We start from the raw sequence: 13,839 nt of genomic DNA on the forward strand, positions 1-13,839 counted from the left end.
GGGCAGTACAGCCCTGGTCGGGGGGTGCTGCATCAGGGCGAGCCGGAGTTGTCCTGGGCGTGCCGGGTTCGGGTGGCCAGGGCTCGGAGCACCCGGGCCAGGCTGTCGCCCGTGGGCAGGCCGGGTTCGGTGAACAGGCGGGCCTGTTCGGCGTCGACCCGGGCCTGCAACTGGCGGGCGAGGTCCATTCCCTGGGTGGTGGGGCGCAGGACCACCCGGCGGCGGTCGTTCTCGTGCAGGTCGCGGCGGACGAGGTTGTGGTCGACCAGGGTGACCAGGGTGTGGGTCAGGGTGGCTTTGGCGATGCCGATCTCGGCCGCTGCCGTCCGGGTGTCTACAACGCGGCGGGCGCAGACGAGGACGAGGACGTCGTACGACGTCCAGGTCATGCCTTCGTCGCGTAGGACCGCGCGTTCGAGGTGGGCGCGGATCGTGTTCGCGGTCCGGAACAACTGAGCAAGGGGTCCCGGCCGTGGAGGCGGTCCGGGTGCCCGCCGGAGGGTTGGACGGTAGACGCCGGCGATCCGGCGAGGTCGTCTGTTGCTGTTTCCCATGTGCGTTTCCCCCGTGGTGTTTCCTGGTCGCCTGCTGGTTGGGTGGCTGTGGGGTCTCACCTCCCGAGTGGGGCGCCCCGGTCGCGCATGAACGGCTCGGGGTCGGTGGAGTTGGCGTTGCTGAGGTCGCACCGCGTTCCGGGGCAGGCGCCCTCGTGGGTTTGGAAGTGCAGGTGCGGGCCGGAGGATCGTCCGCTGCTGCCGACCAGGCCGATGGTCTGGCCGGCCTGCACTGTGTCTCCCTCGGTGACGTCGGGGCGGCGGATCAGGTGGCAGTAGCGGGTGCCGAAGCCGTCGGCGTGGATCAGGTCGACGTACCATCCGCAGCCGCTGGTGGTCGGGCTGCCGTCGATGTCGCAGTTGCCGGTGCTCGGGTCGCAGCCGGACCAGATGACCTGGCCGTCGGCGGCGGCGCGGATGACGGTGTTGTGGGGTACGGACATGTCCACGCCGGCGTGGAGGCGGCCGGCGCGGGGGCCGTACCCGCTGCCCACCACGGCGTCGAGGGGCTGGGTCCAGCCGGAGGCGGCTATCGCGGCCGGGCCTGGGCACCCGGCGGGGCTGGCCCCGGGTAGTTCGGTGATGGTGGCCACCCCGGCGACGGCGGCGACGACCTGCTCGGCGTCCTGTTCGAACTCGCCGTACCGGTCGGGGAAGGCGGAGATCTGCACCCGCTGGGCGGCGACGGTGAGCGGCATCTGTTCCCAGCCGTCGAGGCGCAGCAGCTTCTCGTAGAACGCGGTCGACGCGTAGGCGGGGTCGAGGATCTGGGTAGGGGTTCCCCACCCCTGGCTGGGGCGTTGCTGGAACAGGCCGAGGGAGTCGCGATCACCGCCATCCAGGTTCCGCAGGCTCGACTCGACCATCGCCGTGGCCACCGCGACGACCCATCCGCGTGGCGGCACGTCGAGGTCCCGTCCGACGGCGACGATGATGGCGGCGTTCCCGACCTGTTCCTCGTTCCACACCCCGACGGCCGTGCTCGTACCGGTCGAGGCAGGCGGTCGGTTCGGCGTACACGCTTCGGCCGGGGTGTCTTCGGTGACGACGACGGTGAGGGGCAGCCCGCACAGCAGCAGGGCTGCGGTGAGGGCAGCCAGTAGCCCGACGCCCCGGTTGTTCACCGGGCACCGCCCTGGTCTCGCCTCCCGATGGTGGCGACCAGCCACCGACCCTCGGTTCGTACCACGGTCACCCGGAGGAAGCCGGCGTCGGTGGGGACGTCCACGTCGGTCCGGTCGGCGATCGCGAGGGCGACCTGGCCGGGTCCGACGACGCGGGTGGCGGGCACCTGGGCCGGGTCGACGGTGTCGAGGATGTCGGCGTAGCCGGGGACGGCGTACGCTCGGACGTCGGCCAGCCATCGGCCGGCGCTCAGGTGGGGGCGGGCCCAGGCCCGCACGAACCGGATCGCGGCGGCCACGGCTGCCGGGTCCGGGGCGACGGTGCCGGTGGGGCCGAGACCGTCGGGTTCCCGTGTCGGGTCGTCGCCGCGTGGTGCGGTCACCGGTGGGCGGGTGCCGACCCGTCCGTCCTCGGGTACGCCGCAGGCGGTGAGGAGGACGACGGTGGCCGTTCCGACAGCCGCTGCGCGCCTCACCGTTCTGCCTCCGGGCGGCCGCGGGCCGGGTCGAGGGCGGCGTTGAGCTGTCGGCAGAGCCGCCGAAGCCGGTGGTGCACGGTGACCAGTACCTGCCGGGCGTCGGGGTGGGGAGACCGGGTGGCCTGCTCGACGAGGGTGTCGATGTCTCGGCCGATCCGGTCGAGGGTCCGGCCGATGTCGGCCATCGGGTCACCGGGGGTCGGCGTGATCAGTCGTCGACGTCGCGGGTGTGGTCTCCGTCGAGGTACCTGTCGCTTGCCCAGTCGAGTTCGTTGTCGCGGCGTACGGTCTGGTCGGTGCCCTTCCATCGGTGTTTCTCCTGTTCGTCGTCGCGCCAGTCGTCGCGGGCTTCGTGGATGTCGGTGACGTAGTCGTCGAGGGTGTTGACGCCGGTGCGGAGGCCACCGAGAGCGGCCTCGAACCGTTGCCAGTCCCACACGCTCGTGACCTCTGCGGGATGGGTCATGGGGTGTCCTCCGTCGACGGGTGGACGAGTCGTGCGTTGATGTCGTCGGTGACGGCCTGGTCGGCGTCGTCCGGCCAGGGTTGCGCCCAGACGGTGTCCGGTTTGCGGGGTGTGTGGTGTCCGTGTCGGCAGCGGGTGGTGTCCCACTGCTGCCATCGGTGTCGTGCACGGTGCAGTGCTTCGTGCCAGCGGATGCTCGCGTCCGGGTCGCCGGCACCGGAGTAGGCGTGGTGCCAGGAGACGCAGAGCGCTGTCAGTTCTTCGACCAGTGCCGGGTGGGCGGGCCAGCACGGGCCGAGGTCCTGGGCCAGTCCGTACCGGTCGGCCAGCCATCGGAGCCAGGTGGTCAGCCATTCCCACAGTTCGCGGGCGGCGTCGCCGTCGAGTTCCCGCCAGCAGTGCCGGGCCGGTGTCCACGCGGTCGGGGCGGCGAAGGTGTCGACCCGTTCGGTGAGTGCCACGTGTGACTCGGCGAGCCGGTGCACGGTTGCGCGCAAGGTGTCGATGAGGTCGGCCAGTTCCCCGGTGGCGCGTTCCTGCGGGGTCGCCTGTCCCGGTTCGGGCAGTTCGAACAGGAAGGACCGGTCCGTCATGAGGCACCTCGCTGGAGGCGGTCGGTGAACGCGGCCTGCGCGGCGTGGAACCGGTCAGCGTCCGGGCGTTCCCACCACGCCGGTTGCACCACCTCGACCGGGGGCATGTTGCCGAGCAGGACCAGGCCGTGTCCGGTGGGCAGGGTGCGCAGCTCCGCCAGGTCGATCATGTTCTCCCGGCGGGTGTTCTCCTGGACGCTGGCCCGGCCGCCGCCCCAGCTCGCGCTCGACGACAGCTCCCGTACCTGGCCGAGCAGGGACTGGGCGTCGCGCAGCGCGGAGACGTCCTGGGTGCCACCGAGGACGAAGCGGGCGTTCGCGCCGTCGCGTAGCGCCTGGCCGCCGTCGCGTCCCCACCGTTCTTCGAGCTGGTGGGTGTTCTGGCAGGAGATGGAGAGGGCGATGCCCGCTCCCCCGCCTTCGGAGGCCAACGCCGGGAGTGAGGGCAGCGGGGCGATGTTGGTGATCTCGTCGCCGATCAGGTACAGGCAGGGTTCGACCCGTCCGCCTGGTGCGGTGAAGGACCGTTGCAGGGTCCGGTAGATGATGTCTTCGGCGACGGCGGCGAACAGGGGCGCGACCAGGGACTGGCTGCTGCGGGTGCCGACCAGGTAGAGGGTTCCGGATTCGTCGAGCCACTGTTCGGGCCGGAACTGTTGACCGCGCGGGGGCGAGCAGGCGTGCAGGATCCGCGGGTTGCTGAACGGGTCGAGTGCCCCGAACACGACGCTTTGGATGGCGTCGCGGCTACGGCCGGTGGACTCGCGGTGGAAGGCGAGCCGGTCCGCCCACACCGTCTGCCCGTGGTGGCGCAGGATGCGTTCGGCCCGGGAGTCGTGGGGGTTGGCCGCCCAGCCCGCCACGTCGGTCATCGTGGTGGCGTCGTCCAGGGCGGCGGCGTGCAGGAGGCCCCGGATGATCGCCGCCGCCTGGTCCTGGAAGTACTGCCCGTTCTCGACGCTGCCTTTCAGCCCGGCGCCGGCGGCGAACCCCTTCGCCCGCAGCGCGGCGATGTCCGGGTCTTCGGCGCCCTCGATCGGTGACCACCGCAGCCGGGGCACGCCGGGTATCTGCCCCTGCGGTTCGAAGATCCAGGTGGGGCCGACCTCGGCGCGCAGGTCGTAGGTGACGGCGGCGACGTCGAGCCGGGTCGAGGTGGTGACGACCGCACCTCGGGCGTCGGCGACGCGCGGAATGATGTAGCGGGAGGTCTTGTTCGCGAACCTGGCTGCCCCGGCGAGGAGTTCGGTGTACTCGTTGGCCAGGTACAGGGGTTCCCCGGTGAGGGCGTGGTTGCCGAGGAACCGGGCCACCTCGAGCGGGTCGTCGCGCCGCCGAGCCTTCGCCTGCGCCAGGTCGGGTGGGTCGGTGTCGCGGATGGTCAGGCCGGGGCGGAGGACGTCGACGCGTCGCAGCACCGCACCGGCGGTGGCCACCCGTTCGAGGTCCTTGCGGGTGGCGAAGCCCTGTCGGCGTACCCGCCGCCGGGCCACCCGCGCCGTCGGCACGCCGAAGCCGGCGACAGCGCCGCTGAACAGGGCGGCCCACAGCCCGTACAGCACAGGGGTCGGCGGCAGGGCGGGTCGGGCGGCTGGGGGCCAAGCCCGGGCCGGGTTGCCCGGGTGGACGACGATCCGCACCACGACGCCGGGCGCGTCGCCGGGACGGCTGTCGGGCCACCGCCCGTGGGTGAGCAGCCCGCCGACCTGACCGGCCGACCACAGGGTGCCGCCGCCCAGCATGACCAGCAGCACGGTGATGCCCAGCAGCACCAGGCGGACGGTGATGTCGGCGCGGGCCACACCGCGCCGGGGCAGGCGATGTCCGGGAGACATGAGTGATCTGGCCATCACCGCACCTGCCCGGTACGGGTGTGGTCCGACGTCGGCCCGCCCCTGGTCGGGGTGGCGGCCTGCCGCATCCGGGAGTCGGTGTCCACCAACTCCTTCTCGATCGAGGAGAGCTGGTGCTTGACGACGTACGACCGCAGCCCGACCTTCCACAGCCCGACGCCCCGCCGTAGGTGCAGCAGCAGGTTGGTCTCCACGTCGGTGGTGCCGAGGAATTCGCGGGCCGCGTCGAGGGAGCCTGGGGCCTGGCGGTAGGACACCCGGACGCCGGTGTCCTCGATGAGCCCACGGGCGATGCGGACCTGCTCGGAGTCGGCGCTGCCACTGGCCGCCAGGTCGGTGAAGCGGTGGAAGGCCAGGATGTTCGCGGTGCCCAGGGCACGGGCGAGTTTCAGCTGCTCCCGCATCCGCCGGATCAAACCGAGGTGTCGGCTGACCAGGGCGAACTCGTCGTAGAGGCAGACCCGTGGGGGTGCGTCCGGGCGGGTGAGTTCGGCTTCCAACCACGACTGGGCGCAGGTCATCGCCATCGCCGTCATCTGGTCCGAGGTCCGCACCGACCGCAGGTCCAGGATCGCGCCCGGCTGGTCGAAGTCGACAGACAGGGTGGCCGCGTCTGGGCCGTCGAAGATCCCGCCGAGCGCCCCGGTGATCAGTCGTTCCAGGGCGAGGCGGACCCGACGGCTGTCGGCGGTGAACTGGTCGATGTCGTAGTGGACGTCGGCGAGCCGGTATCCCCACGCCGTCGGGTCGCTCATGGTGGTGAGCACGCGCGACAGGGTGGGGGTGGCCTGCCTGTGAGGGCTGGTGCCGTCGTCGGAGCGGGTCACTGCGTCGAGGGCGTACTCAATGAGGGACCGTTCCGCCTCGGACAGTGGAGTGCCGAGCTGGATCTCCAGGAGCCCTTCCAACAGGAGCAGCCGGCGGGCCCGCTGGATCTGCAGCCACTCCGTCTCGCCCTGCCCCTGCTGGCGTCGGATCCCGGCGAGGGGGTTCATGACCACACCGGATCCGGGGCCGATCCGGACCGGCCGGATGCCGGTGGCGGCGGCGAGCCCGTCGTACTCCCCTTTGACGTCGACGAGGAAGAACCGCACCCCGAACGGGACGCCCCGGAACGCGATCGTCTTGAGCAGCGACGACTTCGCCGACCCGATCTCCCCGGTCACCACCATGTTGGGGGCGCTGAGCATCCCGGCCCGGTACAACTCGTGGACGCTGAACACGAACCCGGAGCGGGAGTACACCTCCTGCCCGATCAGCGGGCCGTCCACTCCGAGACCCGGGTCGGAGACGAACGGGTACACGCTGCACAGTTGGGCGCTGGTGGTCGTCAGCGGCGGCAGGCGCAGCCGCCAGTACACCCGCCCGGCTGCCCGCCCGAACGCACCCCGGCCGTCGACCGGGGGCGGCCCCAGCAGCCTTTCGGAGAGCCGCCGCAGCGCACGGCTCTCTCGCAGATGCGCGCGGTGTGCCGCTGTCAGGTCCCGGTCTGCGGCGGCCTGGGTGATCCGCTGCGACCAGGAACCCTCTCGAGGAACCGGGTTCACGCGAACCACCCCCGCAGGGGTTTGAGCCCTCGGGCCAGGGGCAGCGCCCCGGCGACGAACCCCTGGTCCTGCTCGCCGTAGAGCACCACGGCCTGGCAGCCGGCCCGGCCCAGCACCCGGGTCACCGCCCGGACGTCGTGCCGCAGCTGTTCCTCGGTGCCCGCCGTGACGGTGACCAGGACGGCGTACCGGTAGCGGACATGACCTGCTGCCTGTTCCCGGTCGACCTGCTCGACCGCGCGGGCCTCCTCGTCCTCGCGGGCCGTGCGGACCAGCCGCATCCGCCGCTTGGTCACCTCGTCGCCCGCCCGGGCGACCTTGTCCCGGCGGGTCGCCAGCTGGGCGAGCTGCGCCGGTACCGGCTCGGCCACGACCGTCACGGTGCGCCGCCCCACCGTCCGGGCGACCAGCGGGGTCATCCACGTCATGGGTACGGGTTGTCGGGGCATTTCGTACACCCAGAGGGTTTGGGAGATGCCTGAGTCGTGCCGGTACGTCGACCAGCCGACGGTTTCGGCAGCGATCGGCCCGGCGGTGTGCGGGGCGATCTCCGCCTCGGCGCTGTCCGGGTCGATCTGGCTACGTAGCACCGCCGCGTACTGGTGGGTGGTCAACCACCCGTTGGTGTCGACCCCCGCTTCCCGTACCGCGGCCTGGACGCCGGCGAGTTTGTCCAGGACGACGGTGGCGATGGCGGTGTCCGTGCCACCCGCGTCGTCGATCTCGCCCGAGAGTTTCCGCAGGTCGAACACGGCTGTCAGGAACACCTCGTGTCGTTGCGTGGTCGGGGCAGCCGCCGCCGTCAGCTCCGCCAACGACCGGTACGCCATCCCGCCGGCGTCGGTGGCCCGATCCGTGAGGTACCGCTGCGCCCGGTTACGGACGTCCGGCACCGCTCGCGCGGTGAGCGCCCACCGGGTCAGCCCGCTGTCGGCGAACTCGGTGCCGAGCAGGTTCAGCACGTCCGCCCACGACGTCAACCGCTGGTGTTGCACGGCTGTGTCGGCCAGCACCAGGTTGCTGCCGGTGCAGGACAGCGAGGCGGTGACGGTGTGCTCCCGACGGTGGCGCAGCAGCCCCACCTCGGTCAACCCGTCGGCGGCGACGGCGGTGAGCCACTGGTACCCGGCCGCAGGGCCCGGTAGGTGCAGGTGCTCCGTGCCCGGGTTCGCGGCGAACATCCCGCCCCGGTAGCGGTCCTGACGAGCCGCTCGTTGGATCACCGTACTGACGACGATCGGCACCCATTCGGTGACCCGGCGGCCTCGGATCCGGAGCAGGCCCAGGGTGATCAGCAGGAGCGCCAGGAGGAGCAGGCCCCCGGCGGCGCTCTGGTGGCCTGCGGCCAGCAGGTTCGCCGCGACGACCAGGCTGATCACCCCGGCTACCGCCGTGCCGACCTGGCCCCATGAGAAGCCCAGGACGGACCCCCGGGTGGACCTCGGTGGGAAGTGGAACTGTGTCATGCTCTGCCTCCTTCCTCTAGATCGGGACGATCGGGATCTCGGCTGCGCCACCGGCTGCTGCGGCCCCTCGTCCGCCGGCCGCTGCGCCACCTCGTCCACCGGCCGCGGGTCCCGCCGCGTCCCCGTTGTTCGGGGTGGCGGACGGCGGGTCGTCGCCGGCCGGTGGTGAGGTCGGACCGTTCGGTGTGGAGTGGGTTGCGCCGCTCTCGCCGATTGGCGGGGTGTGCTGATCACGGGCGGCAGGCGGCGGGCTCGTCTGGTCGTCCAGGGCCGCGCGGGGGGTCACCGGGACCGCGCCGTCTCGGCCGGTGGCGTCGCCGGGCAGGGTGACCTGCCCCTGGGCGACGTCCCCCTGCGCCGTACGGGAGTCCTGCTCCACTCCGGCGGCTTCCCCGGCGTTCTCGCCGTTCCCGCTCTCGCCAGGGCCAGCGGCGGGCGCGCCGACCTGGCCGCTGTCACCTCGCCCCTGTGACGCCTCCACCGCCTCGGGCACCATCCGGGTGCCGAACACGTCGGGGCCGGAGCCGGGGCTGGTGGGGATCACGTCCGCGTTGCCGGTCATCAGCCGCGCCGCACCCTCGTCACCACCACCGTCACCGCCGCCGTCGGTGCCCGGATCGGCCAAGCGGCGGGTGGCGTCGAGGCCCACCGCTGTGGCCGCCGACGTCAGGAAGCCCCGAGCGTCGACGTCGGCTAGATAGCCGTCCCACATGCTCGTCAGCCGCAGCAGGATCCACGGGGCGAGCACCATCAGGACGATGACGAACATGCCTCGCAGCACGTTGAGGACGTCGTCACTCTCGTACGCGGTTCGGGTCCCGTAGATCCACAGCGCTGCGACGAAGAATTTGGAGCTGGCCAGGGCGTTGCAGGTCCAGAACCACTTGCGGCCCCACGACCGGGTCTCGGTCATCACCTGGCCCGTCATCGCCATCGCCCCGAACAGGGCCGCTCCGGCGGCGAGCAGTGACCGGAACATCAGCATCACGAACACCAGCACCAACCCGACGACACCGATGACCGCGACGACGAAGGCGAACAGGATGGTGCCGGTGTCGGCGGTGAGGCCGTTGAGAGCTTCGACCCACAAGCTCGGCTGCCAGTCGCGTTCCTGGTTGCGGGAGATCAGCGCGACGGTGGCCTCGTCCCAGGCCGCCATCAGCAGGTACGCGACTCCACCGACGAAGGCGATCCCGAAGATCGCCCGGACCAGCCCGCCCAGGGTCGACAGCGGCCCGGGACCGGAGAGCCGCAGCCCGTTGATCGCGGTGGAGATGATGAAGATCAACATCACCATGATGATCAGTACGCCGCTGAGGTCGTTGTACACGCCGTAGAACGCCTCGTCAGCGGTCGCCGAGGACTCCACGAACACCACCTCGGCCAGCTTGCTCAACGCCCAGGCGAACCCGGCCACCGCGACGTCAGCCAGCCCGGCGAACCCGGCCCGCGCCGCCTGTTCGACCTGTGACCCCACCTGGCATCCCACATCGAGGAGCCCGCAGCCCTGGTTCGACCGCAGCGACGAGTACGGCAGCAGCGACTCCCGCAGCGCCCGACACCGGTCCTCCTTCGCCGCCCACCGTGGAGCGTCGCCACCGCCCTCAGCGGCACGGTCGGCGAACTGCTCGCACCGCACCGCCGGCTCACCGGACGGCGGGAACCGGTCGTCGAGCACGGACGGCGTGCCGTCCGGCGGCGGCGACGCCAACGTGATCGACACGGCGTCACAGCGGTCCTGGTCGACGGCGCTGTCGGCTTCGCTGCACTCGGTCACCCAGCCTCGGCCGTCGTCCCACCGCGCCCAGGGCAGGCACCAGGCCACCTGCGGCGGCTGCGCAGAACCCGGGACGATGGAACGGGCGGGGCCGTCCGGCACCGAACAGACGGCCGGGGGCGACGGTTCCGGAGTCGGTGCCGCCGCAGCCCGATCCGGTGCCGCCGCAGCCCGATCCGGTGCCACCATCACACCTGCGGCAAGGACGACACCGACCGCCACGACCTGCGCCCACCTGAGCACCGGGACACCGAACCTCATCGGTCACACCGTTCCCGGCACCCACGAGCGGGGGCCCGCCACGTCGGAGAGCAGTCGGGTGTCCCTCGGGCTGCCGTCGCGGAAGGTGCCGCGCTGGTCCGGTGGCGGCACCGCGATCGGCCGGTCCGCCCGCACCACGCGCCACCGGTCCGACGACCAGCGGACCGTCACCCCCTGCACGTACCAGCCGCCGGCCAGGCCGGTGTCCTCACCGGGCACAGCTCCGGCCTGGGCGGGCACGGCACCGGCAACGGTGCCGCTGAGGGAGAACACCATCAACCGGACCGACACCTCACGGCCGTCCGGGACCACCGCGTCGCGCTTCATGTCGGGCACCCACACGCGGGCCACCACCGTCTGCGCGATCGACCGGCCGGTCTCCCCCTGCGGTTCGGCCCCGAGCAGCGGTACGGCAGCCGACGACGGGTCCCCCTCGACGATCTGGTCGATCACCTGTCGGCGCTGGTCGGCAGGGGTGGCCGCGAGGACGGCCAGCGAGGTCGTGAACGCCGCCGCCGCGTCGCCACCCCCACGGGGTGTGCCGGGAAACCCCACCGGCACCCCATCGACAACCCGATCCGCGTACCGTGGTGCGGCCGGCGGGGATGGTGCGGTCGCTCGGCCGACCGCGAACAGCGCCGCCCCGGCGGCCATCACGGCGGCCAACAGCGGCACGACCGCGGGTATCCGCCGACCGCCAGCCGCCTTGAACTGGGTCCTGGCCACGCCGACCGCCTAGATCTCGGTCAGCAGGAACGCGATGATCGACGTGGCGGATCCGATGACGATCGCCACTAGGCCCGCCTTCCACATCATCGCCTTCCCCCGGTCACTGATGATGTGCGCGCCGAAGATCGGCCCCACCCCGAAGGCGACCGCACCGGCGGCCAGCCCCGCCACCGCCGCCACCACGCCGAGGAACAGGGCGGCGTTGGCCAGGGTGTAGAACAGGTCCGACCTCGGCACGGCGGCCGGATCCGGGCTGATCCGCCCGAAGTCGAACCCACCGCCCGACGGTTCCGCCGAGGGAGACGGGTCGGGTGCCGCCAACAGCATGTCCGCCGCCGCAGCGCCCCGGACCGTCAACATCGACGTCAACCAGTGCAGCATCACCACGATTCCTCCCCGTGCAACGTCGGCTGACCGGCGGACGGAGCCGCCACCAGCCGTGACAGATCGGCCGGACATCGGTCCACTACCGCGGCGGCGACCTCGGTGATCGCCGACCGGGTGGCCTTGCTGAGCGACCGCGGGTCCAGGGGCGCGGGACGCGCGAGGACCGGGTCGTAGGGCACCCGCACCAGCTCGGCAGCCGACTGCCGGGCCAACTTCTCCACCGCCCGCACCTCACGGGCCGTGCTGGGTGACGTGGCGACGACCACCACCACCGCCCCGTCGCCCACACTGTGCAGACCTGCCGCCCGGACATGGGCCAGCAGACGCAGGGTGTGCCGGACCCCGTCGACCGTCGCCCGCGCCACCAGCACCGGAACGGTCGCCCACCCCAGCGCACGCCACGTCGGCGTGGTGTCCGCTGTGGGCAGATCGAGCAGCGCCATCGCGTACCTCGACCGCAGATGGCCCGCCACACCCAGCAGCTCCGGCCAGTTCGGTGGCCGCCGCTGGTCGGACACCTTGCTCTCCCCGACCAGGACCCGCAGCCCCGTCGGGCCGTCCTGCATCAGACGCTCAGCAGTCTCGAGGTCGTCGAGGTCCGTACCGGCCGACACGGCGTCCCACACCGTCGCCGAACCGCGTCGGAAGACCCGATGCTCCAGGCCACCCCACGGCTTCAGGGTCGCGTCGACCGCCACCACCGGGCCGGGAATCGCCAGGGCCAGCAACCCGCCGAGCGCCACCGTCAACGTCGACCGACCGACCCCGCCGTCGGCCGACGACACGCACACCAGCGGACAGCCGCCGTTCAGCGCCGCCGCTCGCTGCCACAGCCCCTCCACCCGGCTTCCCGCGCCGAACTCGCGCGGCACCTGCCGTACGACGGGTGGGGCCGGTGGCTGCCACCCGCCCACCCGTAGCAGGCTCGCAACGGCCTTGATCTGTTCGAGGTCGGGAGCCGGTGGGGTTGTTCTTCCCGCCCCCACCGGCTCCCTCCCCGCGCTGCCGATGCTCTTCGTGAGAGCCAGAGCAGCGGATGGATCGGGCCGCTCGTCTGCAGAAGCCACGTCCGCCTCCCCCCGCGAGGACTGCCGCACAGCACAAACCACGTCGAGTCACCTCGACGTCGTCGGTCCCCCGTTGCTGTCACGACCTGGACGTTGACCAGACGAGCAGGCCCTTGCGCGACGGCGACCTGACAGGTAACCGTCACTTCCACCGACCGGACGTGCCTGGATAGCGGCACCCCGATCAGCTACGCTCCAATCAACTGCGCTTACCTCTGTTGCAAATTGCAGTTGACTGGACAGCAAGAGCTAAGCACGCCCCACCCGCGGGCGTCAACCGTAGATGAGCGTGCGACCAACTGTAGTTGGATTCGGAGGGTGCCATGACCGACACACCAGCCAACGAGGCCGAGGACCACGCCTCCGCACTCATCCAGACCCGACTACGCACGCTCTTCGACGCAGACAGGGAAGGCCGAGGCCCCTACACCGAAACCGAAGTCGCCCGAGCCCTCACCCAAGCCGGCCACCGGATCACCGCCGAAGGCATCCGCAACCTCCTACGCAACCCCCGGATCAACCCCAAAGCCTCCACACTCCGCGCACTCGCCCAGTTCTTCGACGTCCCCGCCGGCTACCTCCTCGGCGACCAGACCGAAGACGAAGAACACAACCGCCGCGTACGCGTCATGGCCCGCTCCATCACCCAACTCTCCCCCGCCGCTCAAGACGGCATCGCCACAATCATTGACAACCTCCTACAAGTCGAGAAGGCAGCACGCGCAGGCGGCGAGCGTCAGCAACAGAAGACACCGGACGGGACGAGACCGTCATGACGCTTGGTCGAACGCTTGAGTTCGACCCTCTGACCAGCACAGATGCACAACCGGCGGACCGCTGCAAAAATGGCTCGAAGCAGGGTCCGAAAGTCGCCTCTGACCTGCGACTTAAGGATCGGGTCGCTCATCACCCCTGGAGGGATCGCAACACGCAGCCTCAATGCGTCAGCCCCACCCCTGAGGGGTCGCTCATCACCCCTGGAGGGATCGCAACACGCTGCTGGTGGCGACGGACCCGGGGCGACAGCGGTGGAGTCGCTCATCACCCCTGGAGGGATCGCAACGCCGACCTGCTCAACCCAGACGATGCCGTTCGCCGGGTCGCTCATCACCCCTGGAGGGATCGCAACAGGGCGGCCGGGGCGAACGCCCGGAGGAGTCCGTCCCCGGTCGCTCATCACCCCTGGAGGGATCGCAACTCCACCGGGTCGCCCACGGCGGCAGAGATCAGGGGTCGCTCATCACCCCTGGAGGGATCGCAACGACTCAGCCTTGAGCCGGCTCTTGAGCCGGGGCGGTCGCTCATCACCCCTGGAGGGATCGCAACCCTCGCTGGCCGGGTTGGCGGGGATGAGGTGCTCCGTCGCTCATCACCCCTGGAGGGATCGCAACCGGTCGAGCGGGACACCGCCCGGGCCGAGCTGGCCGGTCGCTCATCACCCCTGGAGGGATCGCAACACGACGGGCGGGTGAGGGCGGAGGCGGTGCACGAGTGGGTCGCTCATCACCCCTGGAGGGGTCGCAACGCAGACGGCGA

14 protein-coding genes and 1 CRISPR repeat array (1 of these 15 running past the window's edge) are annotated in these 13,839 nt (G+C 71.4%); of the genes, 1 reads left to right on the forward strand and 13 read right to left on the reverse strand.

The window, feature by feature from the left end:
• Positions 1-32 precede the first annotated feature (32 nt).
• From WHN02_RS22820 to WHN02_RS22880, 13 genes are all read right to left on the reverse strand, one after another.
• Positions 33-452: a MarR family winged helix-turn-helix transcriptional regulator gene (locus WHN02_RS22820; RefSeq protein WP_434740753.1), complete on the reverse strand. Its 420-nt coding sequence runs from the start codon at positions 450-452 to the stop codon at positions 33-35.
• A gap of 158 nt (positions 453-610) precedes the next feature.
• Complete coding sequence (locus tag WHN02_RS22825; protein ID WP_434740754.1) at positions 611-1,678, reverse strand: M23 family metallopeptidase; 1,068 nt, start codon at positions 1,676-1,678, stop codon at positions 611-613.
• A complete protein-coding gene (locus WHN02_RS22830) occupies positions 1,675-2,154 on the reverse strand; it encodes a hypothetical protein (protein ID WP_434740755.1) in 480 nt (159 codons plus the stop codon). Before WHN02_RS22830 ends, WHN02_RS22825 begins: the two co-directional genes overlap by 4 nt.
• Positions 2,151-2,342 carry a hypothetical protein gene (locus WHN02_RS22835; protein ID WP_434740756.1) on the reverse strand — a complete coding sequence of 64 codons (192 nt, stop codon included), beginning with the start codon at positions 2,340-2,342 and terminating at the stop codon, positions 2,151-2,153. Before WHN02_RS22835 ends, WHN02_RS22830 begins: the two co-directional genes overlap by 4 nt.
• 23 nt (positions 2,343-2,365) lie before the next feature.
• Positions 2,366-2,623 (reverse strand): hypothetical protein, encoded by a 258-nt coding sequence (locus tag WHN02_RS22840; RefSeq protein WP_434740757.1) that lies wholly within the window; start codon positions 2,621-2,623, stop codon positions 2,366-2,368.
• Positions 2,620-3,216: a hypothetical protein gene (locus tag WHN02_RS22845; RefSeq protein WP_434740758.1), complete on the reverse strand. Its 597-nt coding sequence runs from the start codon at positions 3,214-3,216 to the stop codon at positions 2,620-2,622. The genes WHN02_RS22840 and WHN02_RS22845 overlap by 4 nt, the downstream gene beginning before the upstream one ends.
• Positions 3,213-5,066, reverse strand: coding sequence for a type IV secretory system conjugative DNA transfer family protein (locus WHN02_RS22850; RefSeq protein WP_434740759.1), 1,854 nt, complete (start codon positions 5,064-5,066; stop codon positions 3,213-3,215). The genes WHN02_RS22845 and WHN02_RS22850 overlap by 4 nt, the downstream gene beginning before the upstream one ends.
• Positions 5,066-6,616: a hypothetical protein gene (locus tag WHN02_RS22855; RefSeq protein WP_434740760.1), complete on the reverse strand. Its 1,551-nt coding sequence runs from the start codon at positions 6,614-6,616 to the stop codon at positions 5,066-5,068. Before WHN02_RS22855 ends, WHN02_RS22850 begins: the two co-directional genes overlap by 1 nt.
• Complete coding sequence (locus WHN02_RS22860) at positions 6,613-8,082, reverse strand: SCO6880 family protein (protein ID WP_434740761.1); 1,470 nt, start codon at positions 8,080-8,082, stop codon at positions 6,613-6,615. The genes WHN02_RS22855 and WHN02_RS22860 overlap by 4 nt, the downstream gene beginning before the upstream one ends.
• Before the next feature lie 16 nt (positions 8,083-8,098).
• Positions 8,099-10,120 carry a hypothetical protein gene (locus tag WHN02_RS22865; protein WP_434740762.1) on the reverse strand — a complete coding sequence of 674 codons (2,022 nt, stop codon included), beginning with the start codon at positions 10,118-10,120 and terminating at the stop codon, positions 8,099-8,101.
• A gap of 3 nt (positions 10,121-10,123) precedes the next feature.
• Complete coding sequence (locus tag WHN02_RS22870) at positions 10,124-10,846, reverse strand: hypothetical protein (RefSeq protein WP_434740763.1); 723 nt, start codon at positions 10,844-10,846, stop codon at positions 10,124-10,126.
• A gap of 9 nt (positions 10,847-10,855) precedes the next feature.
• Entirely contained in the window at positions 10,856-11,230 is a 375-nt protein-coding gene (locus tag WHN02_RS22875; protein ID WP_434744031.1) for a hypothetical protein, read from the reverse strand.
• Complete coding sequence (locus WHN02_RS22880; protein ID WP_434740764.1) at positions 11,230-12,303, reverse strand: MinD/ParA family ATP-binding protein; 1,074 nt, start codon at positions 12,301-12,303, stop codon at positions 11,230-11,232. The genes WHN02_RS22875 and WHN02_RS22880 overlap by 1 nt, the downstream gene beginning before the upstream one ends.
• 323 nt (positions 12,304-12,626) lie before the next feature.
• Between WHN02_RS22880 and WHN02_RS22885 the strand changes: the two genes are divergently transcribed.
• On the forward strand, positions 12,627-13,079 hold the full coding sequence (locus WHN02_RS22885; RefSeq protein WP_434740765.1) for a hypothetical protein: 453 nt from the start codon (positions 12,627-12,629) through the stop codon (positions 13,077-13,079).
• A gap of 122 nt (positions 13,080-13,201) precedes the next feature.
• Positions 13,202-13,839: direct repeats of the CRISPR family, unit length 30 nt; unit sequence GTCGCTCATCACCCCTGGAGGGATCGCAAC; it runs 56 nt beyond the window's last position.

Source organism: Micromonospora sp. SH-82, assembly GCF_051132485.1.
Classification (GTDB): domain Bacteria; phylum Actinomycetota; class Actinomycetes; order Mycobacteriales; family Micromonosporaceae; genus Micromonospora.